This window comes from Nonomuraea cavernae (genome assembly GCF_040655715.1).
Taxonomy (GTDB): Bacteria; Actinomycetota; Actinomycetes; order Streptosporangiales; family Streptosporangiaceae; genus Nonomuraea; species Nonomuraea cavernae_A.
This window is the reverse complement of sequence record NZ_JBFAKL010000013.1, coordinates 40,602-57,293: the sequence shown is the minus strand read 5'-3', so window position 1 is coordinate 57,293 and position 16,692 is coordinate 40,602. Positions and strand designations below refer to the sequence as shown.

The window sequence follows — 16,692 nt, the reverse complement described above, 5'->3', positions numbered from 1 at the left end:
CGCTCGCGCTGGTGGAGTCGGCCCTGGAGCTGGCCCGCGAGCTGGGGGAGCGGCATCCCGTGCACCGGATGGTGCTGCTGGCCAACCGCGCCCGGCTGCTCGCCGGGTTCGGGCGCGTCAAGGAGGCGCTGGACGACTACGCGGTGGCGATCGCGACCGACCCGATGTTCCCCGACCACTACCTGGACCGGGGCAACCTGCTGGTCGAGCTCGGCCGCCACGACGAGGCGCTGGAGGACTACGAGTGCGCCATGCGGGTCGGCCCGCCGCTGCCCGAGGCCCACTACAACCGGGCCGAGCTGCGGATCCTCCGAGGTGACCTGGACGGCGCCCTGGCCGACCTGGACAGGGTGATCGACCTCGACCCGCGCTACCTGGACGCCCGGATCAACCGGGCCGGGCTGCTGGCCGGACGGCGGAGGCCGACGCCGACGAGGAACGGGCCGCACGGCCCCCTGACGCATAGGCCACTCCGGTGCACGGGATGGGGTGACCCCGGCGAGCCGGGCCGCCGCCGCGCTGGGCCGTGGCGCTGGCCGACGCGGACCAGGGGGCCGGGTTCGCCGTCGCGCTGGGCCGACGCGGACCGGGGGCCGGGTTCGAGGCCGCGCTGGGCCGACGCGGATCGGGGCCGGGTTCGAGGCCGCGCTGGGCTGAACGCCGGTCAGAAGGGGGCGCCGGGTCGGGTCAACGTGGGCCGGGGAGGAGCAGGGTCTTGCCGGTGACCGTGCGCGCCTCGATGGCGGCGTGGGCCTCGGCGGCCGACTCCAGCGGCAGGACGAGGCCGATCGTGGGCCGCAAGCGCCCCTCGGCCGCCCTGGCCAGCGCCTCCCGGGCCAGCTCACGGAGATCGGCGTCCGGCCAAGGCGCCGCGGTCACGCGGGGATCGGGGGTGGTCATCGGGCCGCCCGCCATGCCGTACGCGCTCAGCCGGCCGCCGTCGCGGAGCAGGCCCTGCGCCGCCGCGCCGATTTCGCCGCCCACACCGTCGAACACGACGTCGAGCTCCCCGGCCACGGACCGCACCCGGTCCACCCATGCGGGGTCGGTGTAGTCGACGGTGACCTCGGCCCCCAGTTCCTCGGCGAGCCGCCGCTTCGCCGGGCTGCTCGCCGCGCCCACCACGCGTGCCCCCGCGGCGGTGGCGAGCTGGACGAGCAGGCCGCCGACACCTCCGGCGGCAGCCTCGACCAGCACCCACTCGCCGGGCTGTGGCGAGGCGGCGCGCATGAGGCCGACGGCGGTGCGCCCGTCGGCCAGCAGCGCCACCGCGTGCTGCGTGGACAAGCCCTCGGGGACCGGGATCAGGTCGCCCGCGTCGGCCACCGCGAGCTCCGCGTAGCCGCCCGAGCCGCCCAGCGTGCTCACCACCCGGGTGCCGGTGCCGGGCACGACGCCCGCGACCCCGTTGCCCAGGATCGCCGGCAGCTCGACGCGGCGTGGCCCGCGATCGGCCCGCAGCTGCGTCTCGACGAACGTGATGCCCGCCACCGCCACCTCGATCAGCACCTGGCCCGGCCCCGGGACCGGATCGGGCACCTCCTCGGGGACCAGCGCCTCGGGCCCGCCGTACTTCCTCAACACCACCGCGCGCATGATGAAGCCTCCTTAATCGGAGCGATCTGCTCCGTTAGGAACCTATATCGGAGCGCTTCGCTCCGCAACGCGGTTATCCTGACCCCATGAGTACGCCGGGCGAAGGCAGGCGAGGCAGGCAGGCCGAGGCCGCCAGGAACGACCTGCGGCTGCTGGAGGCCGCCCACGAGGTGTTCACCACGCAGGGCTTCGACGCGCCCGTGTCGGCCATCGCCAGGCGCGCCGGCGTCGGCATGGGCAGCCTCTACCGCCGCTACCGCACCAAGGAGGAGCTGCTCCAGCGCCTCTGCCTCATCGCCATGGAGCGCGTCGTGTCGGCGGCCGAGGACGGCCTGGCCCACGTGGATCCCTGGGAAGGGCTGGCGCAGTACGTACGCACCTGCGTGGGCTTCGGATCGGGCGCGCTCGCCCCCGTCGCCGGCACCATCGAGGTCACCGAGGAGATGGGGGCCACCGCCCGCCGGGCCACCGACATGGCCGGCCGCCTCGTGGGCCGGGCCCACGAGGCCGGCGTGCTCAGGGACGACGTGACCGTGCTGGACGTCTCGCTGCTCATCGAGCAGTTCAGCCGCCCCGCCCCCGGCCCGCCCAGCGAGCGGCACCAGACCGTCAAGCGGCGCCTGCTGGCCATCGCCCTCGACGGCCTGCGCGCCCCCGGGGCCACCCCGCTCCCGGACGACCCGCCGGACCTCGACTGGTATGAAGGTCGCTGGCGGACCGGCACGTAGGACTACGGTTGGACGCGTGGGTTTCGACGAGCTGCTACGCGATCTTCAGCAAGGAGCCAGCGCCCAGGCCGCGGGCATCAGCCGAGGCTACGGCGGGCCGCCCGCCCGTTCCGTGAGCGTCAAGTCCGGCCTGGCCCGGCTGCGTTGCGCCTCGCTGCTCAAACCGCTGTACGCGTGGGTGACGGCCGGCCACATCCCCGACGACGAGCGCTGGCGGCGGCACGCCGAGCCCGCGGTGGTGGTCTCCTCCAACACCGACACGCTCAACCTGTGGCTCGCCGTGGGCCCCCGCGTCATCCTCGATGACCTCTACCAGCGCACCGGCGTGGTGTGGACACCGCCCAACGGCGACCCGTCGAGGTTCGGCTCCGTCGAGGTGGCCGCCGACGAGGTCGCCACCGCCTACGCCGCGCTCGCCCAGTCCGCCGTCGCGGGCGACCCGGTGGCGGCGACCGTGCTCGAGTGGATGCGCCAGGTCGAGGGCGCGCAGACCTACGGCACGCGGGAGGCACTGGATGCCCCCGAGGCCGGGATCAAGTGCGGCTGGTACGGCGCGCCCGAGGAGAGCTGCCTGCGCACCCACGCCGTGGCCGTGCTGCCGAGAGGCGGCATCCGCGCCACGGTCGTGGTGGGCATGACCGCCCAGCCCTACACCGATGAGCGCGAGCGCGACATCTACCAGGCCAGAGTGGGCGAAGGGCTGCCGGTCGAGGCCGAGCACGAGGCGGTCGCGGGGACCCTGCTGCGCCGCCTGATGGCCACCACCCTCGCCGAGCTGGGCCAACGGGCGCCCTGACGGGCCGACGGCGAGCCGCCAAGGGCGACCGCGGGGGTCAGCGCGCAGCCCGGCGGCGAGCCATCAAGGGCGACCGCGCGGGTCAGCGCGCAGGCCGGTGGGGCAGGTCCGGCGCGCCTCGGTGGGCAGGTCAGCGCCGGCCGGTGAGTTCGGCAACCACCTCGGCCAGCGCGGGCGGCTCGACCCCGTCCGGCATGCTCTCCAGCCACTCGTAGCCGAGGTAGGCCGCGCTCTCCTCCGGCGTCAGCTCACCCGGGTCGACCTCCGGCCCGGCCTCCTCGAACCGCGCCAGATAGAACGGCTCCGTCGTCACATACCTGACGCCGAGCCACCGGAAGTCGCGAGGCACCTCGACGCAGACGTCCTCAACGGCCGAACCGGGCAGCCCGGTCTCCTCGGTCAGCTCACGCCTGGCCGCCTCCAGCGGCGTCTCGCCCGGCTCCAGCCCGCCACCCGGCGGCTCCCAGATCGCCTTCCCGCTCACCCGGTCGTGCCAGTGCATCAACAGCACCCGGCCCTCCCCGTCGAGACAGATCACCCGCGCCGCGCGCCGATCGACACCTTCCACCGGTCTTCACCTTCCGTAGGGTCAGCGTTTCATGGCGCCATCGGCGATGGCGTCGGCCGCCTCGCCGATGGCCATGCCGACGATCTCCAGCCGCCGCACCAGCTCGCGTTCCTTCATCGCGTCGGACGTCAGCTCGCCGGAGAAGATGCGAGAGATCTCGTACTGGTACATCCGCCTGATCGCACCGCCCGTCTTCTTCGCCTCCAGGGCGTCGTGCACCACGGCCGACGGGCGCGAGGAGAAGTCGCGCACGGCGTTCTCCAGCGCGTCGATGCCGGTGATGACCTGGTCGAGCAGCGGGGTGAAGCGGATCTGGTCGGGCACCCGGTAGAGGTGCGACTCGCGGACGAAGTCGCGCAGCGAGTCGAGCACGTCGTCGATCGAGCGCGAGAGCCGGAAGAGGTCCTCGCGGTCGATGGGGGTGACGAGCGCGGTGCGCAGTTCCTCGACCAGGCGGCGGCGCTCCTCGTCGCCGAGGTGCTCGATCGCGCGCATCTGCTCGTGCGCGCCCGTCCGGCCGACCTCACCGCCGATCATGGCCATGGCCAGCCAGGCGCCCTCCTTGGTGGCTTCGAGCTGCCCCAGCAGGGCCTCGGTCAGCGCGCTGTCCATGCGTCCGGTCATCAGATCGCGGATGCGTCGAAGTCGCTTCATCGGGCTCCTTTCGCCGCTCAGGTCCTGGCCAGGATGAAGGCCACGACGCCGGCCAGCAGGGCGCTCGCGGGGAGGGTCAGCATCCAGGCTACGACGATCTTCACGGCGGCGTACCAGCGGACCCGGCCCCCTCCTTGGGCCACGCCGGCGCCGATCAGCCCGCCGGCGACGGCCTGGGTCATGCTCACCGGCATGCCGATCAGGGCACAGCCGATCACCGCGACGCCCGAGGCCAGCTCGGCCGCCACGCCGTGCAGGGGACGGGAGACGATGATCTCGCGGCTCAGTGTGCGCCCCGCCTTGGGCAGGCCGTACAGGGTGCCGATCCCGAACAGGAGCGCCACCAGCGCCGTGTACGGCAGCGGCGCGTCCGAGAAGCCCAGCGCGATCATGAAGATGGCCAGCATCTTCTGCCCGTCGTTGGCGGCGTAGGCCACGGTCTGCAGCAGGAAGCCCGCCCAGTGCCACCGCCCCAGCCCGCGCGCCGAGGTCAGCTGGACCAGCAGCCGCGTCGCCACCCAGGCCAGCAGCCCGCCGACGAAGGGCGCGGCCAGCCCGAAGAACAGCACCAGCGCGACGGAGCCGCCGGACACGGGCAGCCCCCAGCCCAGCCCCGCGCCGGTGAGACCGCCCACGATGGCCAGGGTGAGACTGGTCGGACGGCCCCTGGCGCTCAGCGCCATCACCACGACCAGCGACGAAAGCACCGCGATCGTCATCGCCGTCTTGCCGCCCGGCCCGTCGAACGTGGCCAGCCTGTTGACGAACGTCAGGGCCACCGCGTGGGTGGCCAGCGGCACCAGCGCCACCATCACGACGAGCGCGGCGATGCCGGTCATGGGACGCACCGTCGGGAGCTTGAGCCCGGTGGCCAGGAGCGCGCCCCCGTCGTTCATGCCTGACACGAACGCGAACAGCGAGGCGACCGCGATCAGTATGGCGAGGTCCAAGGGCGCCCGCTTCCTCTCTCCCGGCCGACCATCCCATCATGGCCCATGCCGGGCTCGAACAGGCGACGGGTAATCTCGTACTCACCGGCGGTCCGGTGGTGAGGCCAGGTAACCTGCCCGGATCAGCCCGGGTGACGCCCCTCCGATCCACGTCCGCGAGAGTGAACCATGACCTCAGCCGAGTACGTCCTGACCCTGTCCTGTCCCGACCGGCCGGGTGTGGTGGCCGCAGTCTCCGGGCTGCTCGCCGGGCACGGCGGCAACATCATCGAGAGCCAGCAGTTCGGCGACCGGGTCGAGCAGCGGTTCTTCATGCGGGTGCAGTTCGCCTCGCCGCTGTCGGAGGACGAGCTCCGAGCCGCGTTCGCCGCGCTCGCGCCGGAGTTCGGCATGGAGTTCGAGCTGCGCGACGTGGCCAGGAGGCCGCGGGTGCTGATCATGGTGAGCAGGTTCGGCCACTGCCTCAACGACCTGCTCTACCGGGTCCGCTCCGGCAGTCTCGACATCGAGATCGCCGCCGTCGCCTCCAACCACCCCGACCTGCGTCCGCTCACGCAGTCGTACGGCGTCGACTACCACCACCTGCCGATCACCTCCGAGACCAAGGCCCGGCAGGAGGCCGAGGTGCTGGCGCTGGTCGAGCACTACCAGGTGGATCTGGTGGTGCTGGCCCGATACATGCAGGTGCTGTCGGAGGATCTCTGCGCGAAGCTGGCGGGCAGGGCGATCAACATCCACCACTCGTTCCTGCCGTCGTTCAAGGGGGCCAAGCCCTATCATCAGGCCCACAACCGCGGCGTCAAGCTGATCGGCGCGACGGCCCACTACGTCACGTCCCACCTGGACGAGGGCCCGATCATCGAGCAGGAGGTGGCCCGGGTCAACCACAGCCACTCGCCCGACGACCTCGCGGCCATCGGGCGTGACGTGGAGTGCGTGGCGCTGGCCAGGGCCGTCAGGTGGCACTGCGAGCAGCGGGTGCTGCTCGACGGCCACAAGACCATCGTCTTCCCCCGCTGACGGCCGGTGGCACCCCGCCTCAGGGCCGGTACGTCCCGAAGTACCAGACGTTGCCGAAGGGGTCCTTGCAGGCGTACTCCCGTGACCCGTAGGGCTGGTCGACGAGACCCATGGTGATCTCGGCCCCCGCGGCCTGGGCCCGGGCCAGGTGCGCGTCCGGGTCGGCCACGGCGATGTAGATCCCGGGCCCGCCCGGAGCGCCCTCCCCAATCATGATCATGTCGTTCTCCACGAGGAGCTCGGCGTGCGTGACGACCCCCTGCTCGTTCTTCGTCACCTCGTGCGCCCGGAAGCCGAACGCCGAGGTCAGGAAGTCGAGCGCGGCCGGGCAGTCGTGATAGCGGGCAAGTGCGTAGACGGTTCGCTGCATGACCTCAGTCTGCGCGCGGCGGCTTGCCGGGTCTTGGACGAATCTGACCGGGCGTCAGGCCGCCCAGCGTCCTGAACTCGCGGTTCAGGTGCGCCTGGTCGTAGAAACCGCACGAGGCGGCCACCTCGGCGAAGGGGACGCCCGCCCGCACCAGCCGGGCCGCCCGGTCGAAGCGGATCACCCGGGCCGCGGCCTTGGGCGTCAGCCCGACCTGGTCGTGGAAGCGGGCGACGAGATGGCGATGGCTCCAGCCGAGCGAGTCGGCCAGCGACGACACCCTAAGGGCGCCGCCGGAGCCGACCAGCCGCGCCCAGGCCCACGGCACCTCGCGGCCGAGCTCCGGGCCCGCCAGGATGCGCCGCGTCAGCAGCCGGTCGGCCAGCGCCAGCCGGTCGGTCCACGACGGCGTCTCGGCCAGCCGGGCGACGGCGTCGCGGGCCCACGGCCCCAGCACGTCCTCGGCCGGCACCACCACGTTGGCCAGCTGCCGCATCGGCAGGCCGCACAGCCGCCGAGCCCCGAACGGGGTGAGGAACACCTGCACGCCCTCGGCCGGCTCGCTCGTGCGGGTCAGCGTGAAACGGTCGCCGAGCCCGCCGGTGAACGAGGTGAACAGCCGGCCGGCCACCTCCGTCGGCGCGCCGAACCCCAGGATCAGCAGCGCCGCCGGCATGGCCGCCTCGCGCCGCGTCACCGGCCGCTCGTAGTGCTCGCGATAGGCGGTCAGCCGGGTGACGTAGGGCCGCAGAGCGGGGCTGGGGGTGGCTTCGACCATGACCGGCCCCAGCGCGCGCATGCCTTGGACTATAGGCCGGTGTGCCTGGCCAGGAAGGTGAGAGTGTCGGCGGACAGGTCGACCGTGCGGCTGACCGAGCGGGCGCCGTGGCCCACCTCCGTCTCGTTGCGCAGCAGGATCGGCCGGTCGGACGTGGAGGCGTGCTGCAGCGCCGCGCACATCTTCCACGCGTGCGACGGGTGCACCCGGGTGTCGGACTGGAAGACGGTGAAGAGCGTCGCGGGGTAGGCGACCCCCTCGCGGACGTGGTGGTAGGGGGAGTAGGACCGCAGCCAGCCGAACTGCTCGGGGTCGGCGGCGGAGCCGTACTCGACGTTCCAGGTGGCGCCCAGGCCGAACAGCTCGAACCTGATCATGTCGAGCAGCGGCGCGGAGCAGACGACGGCGGCGTAGAGCTCAGGGCGCTGCGTCAGGGCGGCGCCCACCAGCAGGCCGCCGTTGGAGCCGCCGGAGATGCCCAGTTGGGCGGGTGTGGTGACGCCGGTCTCGATGAGGTGCTCGGCCGCGGCGTGGAAGTCGTCGAACACGTTCTGCTTGTGCGCCAGCATGCCCGCCCGGTGCCAGTCCTCGCCCTCCTCGCCGCCGCCGCGCAGGTTGGCGATCGCGTAGACGCCGCCCGCCTCGACCCAGGCCAGGATCGACGCGGAGTAGCCGGGGGTCATCGACAGGCCGAAGCCGCCGTAGCCGTACAGGATGGCAGGCCGCGGACCTTCGGCGTCGACGGGCGCGATCACCAGCATGCGCACCGGGGTGCCGTCCTTGGACCGGTAGACGACCTGGGAGGTGCGCACCTGTGGCACGTCGACGGCGCCCGGCGAGGCGGCCCAGAGCGTGGTCTCGCCCGTCCTGGCGTCGTAGCGCTGGATCGTCGGCGGCGTGACGTTGTCGGTATAGCCGAACCACGCCTCGTGGCCGCCTTCGGGACGCTCGGAGATGCCGCCGATGGTGCCCAGGCCGGGCGTGGGGACCTCGCCGAGGCGCTCGCCCGTCACCAGGTCGTGGACGGTGATCTCGCTGATGGCGTGGCGGGTCCAGCCGACCAGCATGACCGGCCGCTCCAGGTCGTCGAGGATGGCGAAGTCGGACAGAACCGCCTCGGGGTCCTCGGGGATCAGGTCGCGCCAGGCGTCGGCTTCGGGCGTCGCCGGGTCGGTGACGCAGACCCGGGCCCGCGACGCGTCGCGGTCGGTGTGGACGTAGAGCCTGCCGTCGCGGCCGAACACCAGCCCGGTCTGGGCGTCGACGCCCTCCTGCACGACCCGCAGCTCGGGCCGGTCGGCCGGGGACGCCTCCAGGTCGGCCACCCACAGGTCGTTGCGCGGGGCCGTGCCCTCGCTGGCGGAGATCTGCAGCCAGCGGCCGTCGCGCGACACCGAGACGCCGTAGTAGTTGGTCATCTTCAGGCCCTCACCGAAGATCATCACGTCTTCCTCGGTGGACGTGCCGACCCGGTGCAGGTAGACGCGGCGATGGAACTGCGCCTCGTTCTCCGGCACCTCGGTGCGCGGCAGCCGGCGCACGTAGTAGAACGCCCCGCCGCCGGGCAGCCAGGCGATGGGGGAGTAGCGGCAGCGGTCGATCGGACCCTCGATCCGGACCCCCGTGGCCACGTCCATGAGGTAGAGGACCGACTCCTCGTCGCCGCCCACCGAGAGCTGGTAGGCGAGCAGGCGTCCCTCCTTGTCGGGCTGCACCGCGTCGAGCGTGGTCAGGCCCGACGGGTCGATCGCCATCGGGTCGATCAGCGCCCGCTCGGTGCCGTCGGGGTCGACGACGTAGAAGACCGCGTGCTCCTGGTCGGGGGTGCGGCGGCTGAAGAAGTGACGGTCGCCGCGCCAGACCGGCGTGCCCACCGAGCCCGACCTGAGCAGCTCCCCGATGCGCTCCTTGAAGCGCTGTCGCCCGGCCTCCTGCCGGAAGAGATCGGCCTGCCCGAGCAGCCAGCCCTTCGTCTCGGGGCTGTCGGGATCCTCCAGCCACCGGTACGGGTCCGGCACGGGTGTCTCGTGCAGGAGCTCGACGGTTTCCTCGCGGCGTGCGGTCGGGTAAGGCTCACGGGTCATGTCCCGAACCCTACTGGCAGTGGGGACGCGTAAAGCCTGGGTGATACGGGCATAAAACGTATCGTGCGTCCCTCTGGTCATTCCGGCTGGAGGTTATGGGGTGGCGGGGACCACGCTGGAAACGCCAAACTTGGTGGGAAGGACGGTGCCGTGGTGTCGATCCGCTGGACCGTCCGGCGGAGGTCCACGTGACGGAAGCGTCCATGCCCCAGGAGGGGCCGACAGCCGGGACATGCCGCGGCATGTCCCCCTTGATACGCCCGCAGTGGGAAGAGGCTCGATAATGCGCCAAGTCCTGCTGCTCAACGCCACCTATGAGCCACTCACCACGCTCTCGCTGCACCGCGCGATCGTGCTCGTGCTGCGGGAGAAGGCCGACGTCGTGCACCGCGACGGCCGGGGCGCGGTCCTACGCTCAGCCAGTTGCACGCTCGACGTCCCCTCGGTGATCCGGTTGCGCAGATACGTCCGCATCCCTTACCGGTCGCGCATCCCGCTGACGCGGGCGGCGCTCATGCGGCGCGACGACTACCGCTGCGCCTATTGCGGCCAGCGGGCCGAGACCATCGACCACGTCGTGCCCCGGTCCCGTGGTGGTCCCCACACGTGGGAGAACTGCGTGGCCTCGTGCACGACCTGCAACCACCGTAAGGCCGACAAGTTTCTGGAGGAGCTGGGGTGGACGCTGCGCGTCGCCCCGGCGGTGCCACGGGGCGCTCATTGGCGGCTGATCGGTGCCTCACTCATCGGTGACCCGCAATGGGCGCCCTACCTCGAAGCGGCGGCCTGACTTCCAGGCCCGGATCCGGCCGGATCCGGGCCTGATAACGTTTTGCCGCCGTGAGCCGCCGGCTGGCAGGATCCCCGCATGTGGAGCTTCACCGCTGACGTCGAGGCCTATGCCCGGGCCGCCGAGCCGTTCCTGCTGTCCGACCCGGTGAGCAACACGGTGCTGCTCACCGTCCTGGCCAACGTACGGGCGGGGATGCCGTCCGAGGGGGCCTTCTTCGGCTGGTGGACCTCCGAGGGCGAGGTCCGGGGCGCCGCCTTCCACACCCCGCCGCACCCCGTCGGGCTCGCCCGGATGCCGGTCGAGGCGATCGGGCCGCTGGTGGAGGCACTGGACGGCGCGATCCCCGAGGTCCTCGGGCCGCTCGATCTCGTCGGCGCGGTCACCGAGGCGCTCGGCCGTCCCGGCGACGTCCGCGCCGAACGCCTCTACCGCCTGGAGACGCTGACCCCGCCCGACGTGCCGGGCCGGGGCCGGCCGGCGACGGCCGCCGACTTTCCGCTGCTGGTGAGCTGGATGCAGGCGTTCGAGGCCGAGGTGCGGCTGACCGGCGCCGCCGACATGGTCGCGAGGGTCCAGCGGCGGATGGCCGCGGGGGAGCTGTTCCTGTGGGACGACGGCGCGCCGGTGGCGCTGGCGGCGGTGTCGCCGCAGGCGGGCGGGGTCTGCCGCATCGGCTCCGTCTACACCCCGCGGTCGAGCCGCAGGCGGGGGTACGGCGCCGCGGTGACCGCCTTCGTGAGCCGGACGGCGCTGGACGAGCGGTGCGACGAGGTGGTGCTCTTCACCGATCTGGCCAATCCGACCAGCAACGCCATCTATCAGTCGATCGGTTACCGGCCGGTCGCCGACTACGCGCAGGTGACCTTCACTCTCTGACGTAATCTGTGCCCATGCCGCGTTACGACTTTCGCTGCCGCGCCTGCGGCTCCACGTTCGAAGTGTCCCGTCCCATGTCGGCGTCCGACGACCCGGCCTCCTGCCCGGAGGGCCATGACGACACGGTCAAGCTCCTCTCGACGGTCGCCATGACCGGTGGCGCAGCCGCACCCCGGCCCGCGGGCGGCGGGGGTGGCTGCTGCGGCGGTGGATGCTGCTCCTGACCGAGGCGCTCTGGCCCTGACTCCCTTGACCGCCTTGACCGCCTTCATCGCCAGGTAGGGCGATGCCCGTGTCTCCGGAGCCTGCCACCCGCCACGCCGAAGGGCCGGCGGCGTGGCGGGCCGAGGATCGGTCAGATGGCGCGCTGGAGGGCCTTGGGGCGCCTGCGCCGCTGGAACGGCAGGAACCGGTCGGCCAGGTGGGGCCGGGAGGGAGACAGCGTGGGCTCCACCGCGATGATCCGGTCGAACCTGAACGCCCGGATGCCCCGGCGCATCCGGCACACCCCCACCAGATACCAGTATTCGCGGTGGACCAGGCACGTCACCGGCTCCACGTCACGGCTGGTGACGTGTCCGGCGGCGTCGCGGTAGTGCAGGCGGATCATCAGCCTGCTGGTGATGGCGTCGGCGATGAGCCTGGCCCGGGCGGCGATCTCCACGGGCAGCGGCTCGGTGAGTGTCGCGAGGGTGGTGGCGATGACGTCGTCGTCGAGCTCCAGGTGCTCGAACACGTGCTGCAGGCCGCGCCGGGCGGTGACGGCCTGGGGGCCCGATCCCAGATGTGCGAGGGAGAGGGCGAGGGCGGCGATTTCGGCGGTCGTCAGCGGGCGGGTGGTGGGCTTCACGACTGTAGCCATACCCAAACAATAGAGATGGCCACTGACATTTTTCGAAAACGTGTACGGCAAGCAAGCTAACCCTGCCCTTGCCGTACAGGTCGCACGGCAAGGGCGGAAGGGGCGGGCCGGCAGGCCCGGCGATCAGCGGGAGAGCTGCGTCAGATCGCGTGAGGCGCCCGTGGAGGCGGACGTGGTCATGGCCGCGTAGGCCTGCAGGGCCACGCTCACCGGCCGGTGACGGTTACGCGGGCGGTAGCCGCCGAGATCGGCCAGCAGCCGCTCGCGGCGCGCCGCCAGCTCCGGCTCGGGCACCCGCAGCTCAAGGGTCCGCGACGGGATGTCGATGTCGATGATGTCGCCGTCCTCGACCAGTGCGATCGTGCCGCCCTCGGCGGCCTCAGGAGAGGCGTGGCCGATCGACAGCCCGGACGTGCCGCCCGAGAAGCGCCCGTCGGTGACCAGCGCGCACGCCTTGCCGAGACCCCTGCCCTTGAGGAACGAGGTGGGGTAGAGCATCTCCTGCATGCCCGGCCCGCCCTTGGGCCCCTCGTAGCGGATGACCACGACGTCGCCCTCGCGCACGCGGTCGCCGAGGATGCCCTCGACCGCCTGCTCCTGCGACTCGAACACCACCGCGGGCCCGCTGAACTTCCAGATCGACTCGTCCACCCCGGCCGTCTTGACCACCGCGCCGTCGCGGGAGATGTTGCCGTAGAGGACCGCGAGGCCGCCGTCGGCCGTGTAGGCGTGCTCGCGGTCGCGGACGCAGCCCTCGGCGCGGTCGAGATCGAGGTCGTCCCAGCGGTTGTCCTGCGAGTAGGGCTTCACGGTGCGGACGTTGCCCGGAGCCGCGTGCCACAGCTCGACGGCCTCAGGCCGCACGGTGGGCGAGCACGGGTCCCACTCGGCGAGCAGGGAGCCGAGCGTGCCGCCGTTGACCGTCGGCACGTCGCGGTGGAGCAGCCCGGCCCGGTCGAGCTCGCCCAGGATGGCCGGGATGCCGCCCGCCCGGTGGACGTCCTCGACGTGGTACTTGTTCGTCGCCGGCGCCACCTTGCACAGGCACGGCACCCGCAGCGAGATCTCGTTGATCGCCTTGAGCCCGAAGTCGACGCCCGCCTCGCGCGCCGCGGCCAGGATGTGCAGGATCGTGTTGGTGGACCCGCCCATCGCAACGTCGAGCGTCATCGCGTTCTCGAACGCCTCGTGGGTGGCGATCGAGCGCGGCAGCACCGACTCGTCGTCGTCCTCGTAGTAGCGCCGGGCGATCTCGACCACCTGGCGGCCGGCGTCCTGGAACAGCCGCTCGCGCCGCTTGTGGGTGGCCAGGATCGTGCCGTTGCCGGGCAGCGCCAAGCCGATCGCCTCGGCCAGGCAGTTCATGGAGTTGGCGGTGAACATGCCGGAGCACGACCCGCAGGTCGGGCAGGCGTTCTCCTCCATCTCCAGCAGGTCGGCGTCGGACACCGACTCGTCGGCCGCGGCGATCATCGGGTCGATCAGGTCGAGCTTGCGGCCCGGCGTCTTGCCGGCCTCCATCGGCCCGCCGGAGACGAAGATCGTGGGGATGTTCAGCCGGAGCGCGGCCAGCAGCATGCCAGGCGTGATCTTGTCGCAGTTGGAGACGCAGATCAGCGCGTCGGCGCAGTGGGCGTTGACCATGTACTCGACGGCGTCGGCGATCAGCTCGCGCGACGGCAGTGAGTAGAGCATGCCGCCGTGGCCCATCGCGATGCCGTCGTCGACGGCGATCGTGTTGAACTCGCGCGGGATGGCCCCCGCCTCGCGGATCGCCTTCGCCACGACGTCGCCGACCTCGCGCAGATGCACGTGGCCGGGGACGAACTGGGTGAAGCTGTTGGCCACCGCGATGATGGGCTTGCCGAAGTCGCTCCCCGCTACGCCGGTCGCCCGGAGCAGGGCCCGGGCACCGACCATGTTCCTGCCATGGGTGACCGTACGTGACCTGAGGGCGGGCATTGAGCTTCTCCCATCGCTAGCGAGTCTTCCCATGGTACGGCCACCGCCCGGGTGCTGAGACGCCCGTCCACGGCGTGGACACGCCGCCACGGCCGGGCACGCGGATCGCGCACGGGCGCTCCACGGACGTACGCGAGCACATGAGGGCACGCGAGAACATGGGCACACGCCGAAGCGGGCTCCCGCTCAGCGCGGAAGCCCGCCGGAAGGCTGGACGGCCTCAGAGTGTGCGGACGACCTCAGGGGGTGCCCGGCCGCGCGGGCCGGACCGCCCGGCTAGTCCTCGCCGTATCGCGCGGGCAGCACCTGGGCCGCGATCTGGTGGAGCTGGTCGATCTCGGCCTCGGTGAGGGCCCGCTCGCGCTTGGTGATCCACTTGCGGGCGCGGGCGCCCTCGTAGACGTCGACGCCGCGGATCGTCATGATCTTCCACGGCACCGGGGGCCCGTAGATGGCCAGCGACGGCACGACCGAGATCTCCCGTCCGTACGACTCGCTGATCAGCTCGCCGGCCTGGGTCGCCTCCCACTTCGCCTCGGTGAGGCGGGGCTTCATGTCGAAGGGGCCGTGGAAGAGCTTCTTGCCCATCTGCACGCGCACCGGCAGCCGCTTGTCCCACTTCTCGGAGTCGACCGCGTAGACGCCGGTCGGCCCCACGACCAGGTGGTCGATCTGGGCGTCGCTGCCCGGGATCGCCCTGGCGTGCAGGGTGCGGTAGCCGTTGCGTTCGAGCTTGCGGAGCTGGGCCTCGGTGCGGCGCTCGGCGACGGAGGCGCGACGCCAGGCCGGCACGGTCGAGTTGGACCGCGCGCGGTAGACGGTGTCGAGGATGGCCGCGATCACGCCCGCGCTCACGCCCACGCGCCAGTCGAGCACCAGGAATCCCACGGCCAAGCCGACCCCGAGCGCCAGCAGCGCTCGGTTGCGCACCTGCCGGAACCGGCGTTGCTGGAGCACGCTGCGCAGGGAGGTGCGCTCGACAGGCGCGTAGGTCGACGCGGGCGCCGCTGGTCGCGCGGTGGTCTGGTCCGCTTCGGGGCGGTCGCTCACCCAGATGGGTGACGTGCTGGGACCGTCTTCTCGCTGGTGGTCGGAGTCCACGTAGATCACCGTAGCTTGTGGTTCTCGTCGTTTCCTAGTCTTGGCCTGTCCATAGTTTTATGGCCCAGCTCACCGTGTTCCACGCCCGTTTTCCGGGTATCTATTACGTTCCTCGCCAGAGATCCCTACGCTGAGGCAGCGTGCGAGACCTTCACGAGCTTACGGCTCTAGAGCAGGCGCAGGCGATCCGTGACCAGGAGATCTCGCCGGTCGAGCTCACCCAGCACTACCTCGACCGGATCGAGCGCCTCGACCCGCACGTGGGCGCGTACGTGACCGTAACCGCCGAGAGGGCGCTCGACCAGGCCCGCCGCCTGGAGAAGGAACTACCGGACGGACCACTCGCCGGAGTACCGATCCCGATCAAGGATCTCAACCTGGTCAAGGACGTGCCGATCATGTTCGGGTCGGCGACCTACCGGGAGTTCGTCGCGCCCCTGGACGACACGGTGGTGGAGCGGCTGCGCGAGGCCGGCACCGTCATGCTGGGCAAGACCGCGACACCCGAGTTCGGGCTGCCGTGCTACACCGAGACCGACCTGTCTCCGCCCGCCCGCTCGCCCTGGGACACCGGCCGATCGGCGGGCGGGTCGAGCGGCGGGGCGGCGGCCGCGGTGGCGGCCGGGCTGGCCCCCGCCGCCCAGGGCAGCGACGGCGCCGGTTCGATCCGCATCCCCGCCTCGGTGTGCGGGCTGTACGGCATCAAGCCCACCAGGGGCCGGATCAGCTTCGCGCCGATCATCCCCGACCTCGCCGGGCTGTCCACCAACGGCCCGATCGCGCGCACGGTCGCCGACGCGGCGGCGCTGCTCGACGTGATGGCCCACAACAGTCCGGGCGACACGTTCCTCGCGCCGCCGCACGAGGGCACCTTCCTGGAGCGCGCCGGTCGCGAGCCGGGGCGGCTGCGCATCGCCCGTTACGCCGACCCCGTGGTGCCGGGGGCCGAGGTCCATCCCGACGTGCTGGCCGCCTACGACGAGGCCGCCGACACGCTCGCCGCGCTGGGCCACGAGGTCGTCGACATCGCCCGGCCGTACGGGCCGGACATGGTGCCGCACTTCATCACCATGTGGTGCTCGTTCGCCTGCATGCATCCCGTCGCCGAGCACCAGACGGGCCTGCTGCGGCCGATCACCGCCTGGCTGCGCGAGCGCGGCTTCGCCACTCCCGCCCCGACGTTCCTGCAGGCCCAGGCCACGCTCCAGCTCGCCTGCCGGGCGGGCGTCGCGGTGACCGACGGCTATGACGCCGTGCTCACCCCGACCGTCACGCAGCCGCCCGCGCCGGTCGGCTGGTTCGAGGACGTGGCGGACGTCGAGGAGACGCTCGAGCGCATGAGCAGGTTCGCCACGTTCACGGCCGTCTACAACATCACCGGCCAGCCCGCGGTCAACCTGCCGCTGCACTGGACCGCCGAGGGGCTGCCGATCGGCGTCATGCTGGCCGGCCGGGTCGGCGACGAGGGCACCCTGATCTCGCTGTCGGCGCAGGTGGAGGCCGCCAGGGGCGGTTTCTGGGGTGACCGGCGGCCACCCGTCTGGTAGTGCTCCGGCA

18 protein-coding genes are annotated in these 16,692 nt (G+C 72.0%); 8 read left to right on the top strand and 10 right to left on the bottom strand.

Translation table 11 applies throughout. From position 1 onward, the window contains the following. Positions 1-11: 11 nt before the first annotated feature. Positions 12-725: a tetratricopeptide repeat protein gene (locus tag AB0I38_RS20400; RefSeq protein ID WP_358469956.1), complete on the top strand. Its 714-nt coding sequence runs from the start codon at positions 12-14 to the stop codon at positions 723-725. Here the strand turns inward: AB0I38_RS20400 and AB0I38_RS20395 are convergent. Continuing rightward, on the bottom strand, positions 688-1,596 hold the full coding sequence (locus AB0I38_RS20395) for a zinc-binding dehydrogenase (protein WP_358469953.1): 909 nt from the start codon (positions 1,594-1,596) through the stop codon (positions 688-690). The genes AB0I38_RS20400 and AB0I38_RS20395 overlap by 38 nt on opposite strands. 86 nt (positions 1,597-1,682) lie before the next feature. Here AB0I38_RS20395 and AB0I38_RS20390 point away from each other — a divergent pair, with 86 nt between their 5' ends. Beyond that, positions 1,683-2,324 carry a TetR/AcrR family transcriptional regulator gene (locus AB0I38_RS20390; protein ID WP_358469950.1) on the top strand — a complete coding sequence of 214 codons (642 nt, stop codon included), beginning with the start codon at positions 1,683-1,685 and terminating at the stop codon, positions 2,322-2,324. Positions 2,325-2,340: 16 nt separating this feature from the next. Further along, on the top strand, positions 2,341-3,120 hold the full coding sequence (locus tag AB0I38_RS20385) for a hypothetical protein (protein WP_358469947.1): 780 nt from the start codon (positions 2,341-2,343) through the stop codon (positions 3,118-3,120). A 130-nt stretch (positions 3,121-3,250) separates the two neighbouring features. Here AB0I38_RS20385 and AB0I38_RS20380 read toward each other — a convergent pair whose 3' ends face one another. The 3 genes from AB0I38_RS20380 to AB0I38_RS20370 are packed head-to-tail and all read right to left on the bottom strand — an operon-like array spanning position 3,251 to position 5,292. Further along, a complete protein-coding gene (locus AB0I38_RS20380) occupies positions 3,251-3,688 on the bottom strand; it encodes an NUDIX hydrolase (protein WP_358469944.1) in 438 nt (145 codons plus the stop codon). Positions 3,689-3,709: 21 nt separating this feature from the next. Beyond that, complete coding sequence (locus tag AB0I38_RS20375) at positions 3,710-4,342, bottom strand: DUF47 domain-containing protein (protein WP_358469941.1); 633 nt, start codon at positions 4,340-4,342, stop codon at positions 3,710-3,712. 17 nt (positions 4,343-4,359) lie between these two features. Next, on the bottom strand, positions 4,360-5,292 hold the full coding sequence (locus AB0I38_RS20370) for an inorganic phosphate transporter (protein ID WP_358469938.1): 933 nt from the start codon (positions 5,290-5,292) through the stop codon (positions 4,360-4,362). Positions 5,293-5,460: 168 nt separating this feature from the next. Between AB0I38_RS20370 and purU the strand changes: the two genes are divergently transcribed. After that, the gene (gene purU / locus AB0I38_RS20365; RefSeq protein ID WP_358469935.1) at positions 5,461-6,312 is read left to right on the top strand and encodes a formyltetrahydrofolate deformylase; all 852 of its coding nucleotides are present in this window, start codon (positions 5,461-5,463) and stop codon (positions 6,310-6,312) included. Positions 6,313-6,331: 19 nt separating this feature from the next. Here purU and AB0I38_RS20360 read toward each other — a convergent pair whose 3' ends face one another. From AB0I38_RS20360 to AB0I38_RS20350, 3 genes are read right to left on the bottom strand one after another with little or no spacing between them, the layout of a single operon-like run. Beyond that, a complete protein-coding gene (locus tag AB0I38_RS20360; protein WP_358469932.1) occupies positions 6,332-6,682 on the bottom strand; it encodes a VOC family protein in 351 nt (116 codons plus the stop codon). A gap of 4 nt (positions 6,683-6,686) precedes the next feature. Then, on the bottom strand, positions 6,687-7,478 hold the full coding sequence (locus AB0I38_RS20355; protein WP_358469929.1) for a helix-turn-helix domain-containing protein: 792 nt from the start codon (positions 7,476-7,478) through the stop codon (positions 6,687-6,689). Positions 7,479-7,486: 8 nt separating this feature from the next. Next, positions 7,487-9,541: a prolyl oligopeptidase family serine peptidase gene (locus AB0I38_RS20350; RefSeq protein ID WP_358469926.1), complete on the bottom strand. Its 2,055-nt coding sequence runs from the start codon at positions 9,539-9,541 to the stop codon at positions 7,487-7,489. Positions 9,542-9,824: 283 nt separating this feature from the next. Here AB0I38_RS20350 and AB0I38_RS20345 point away from each other — a divergent pair, with 283 nt between their 5' ends. From AB0I38_RS20345 to AB0I38_RS20335, 3 genes are all read left to right on the top strand, one after another. Next, positions 9,825-10,331: an HNH endonuclease gene (locus tag AB0I38_RS20345; protein ID WP_358469923.1), complete on the top strand. Its 507-nt coding sequence runs from the start codon at positions 9,825-9,827 to the stop codon at positions 10,329-10,331. Between the two features lie 78 nt (positions 10,332-10,409). Further along, positions 10,410-11,210 (top strand): GNAT family N-acetyltransferase, encoded by an 801-nt coding sequence (locus AB0I38_RS20340; RefSeq protein WP_358469920.1) that lies wholly within the window; start codon positions 10,410-10,412, stop codon positions 11,208-11,210. A 14-nt stretch (positions 11,211-11,224) separates the two neighbouring features. Then, positions 11,225-11,434 carry an FmdB family zinc ribbon protein gene (locus AB0I38_RS20335; RefSeq protein ID WP_189127697.1) on the top strand — a complete coding sequence of 70 codons (210 nt, stop codon included), beginning with the start codon at positions 11,225-11,227 and terminating at the stop codon, positions 11,432-11,434. Positions 11,435-11,565: 131 nt separating this feature from the next. Here the strand turns inward: AB0I38_RS20335 and AB0I38_RS20330 are convergent, their stop codons facing one another. The 3 genes from AB0I38_RS20330 to AB0I38_RS20320 form a co-directional block, all read right to left on the bottom strand. Continuing rightward, positions 11,566-12,072 (bottom strand): helix-turn-helix transcriptional regulator, encoded by a 507-nt coding sequence (locus AB0I38_RS20330; RefSeq protein WP_358469917.1) that lies wholly within the window; start codon positions 12,070-12,072, stop codon positions 11,566-11,568. Positions 12,073-12,195: 123 nt separating this feature from the next. Next, positions 12,196-14,034 (bottom strand): dihydroxy-acid dehydratase, encoded by a 1,839-nt coding sequence (gene ilvD / locus AB0I38_RS20325; protein WP_358469915.1) that lies wholly within the window; start codon positions 14,032-14,034, stop codon positions 12,196-12,198. Positions 14,035-14,310: 276 nt separating this feature from the next. Then, positions 14,311-15,135: a nuclease-related domain-containing protein gene (locus AB0I38_RS20320; protein WP_358469912.1), complete on the bottom strand. Its 825-nt coding sequence runs from the start codon at positions 15,133-15,135 to the stop codon at positions 14,311-14,313. Positions 15,136-15,275: 140 nt separating this feature from the next. On the opposite strand from AB0I38_RS20320, the gene AB0I38_RS20315 reads away from it, so the two are divergent. Continuing rightward, complete coding sequence (locus tag AB0I38_RS20315; protein WP_358469909.1) at positions 15,276-16,682, top strand: amidase; 1,407 nt, start codon at positions 15,276-15,278, stop codon at positions 16,680-16,682. The last annotated feature ends 10 nt before the right edge of the window (positions 16,683-16,692 follow it).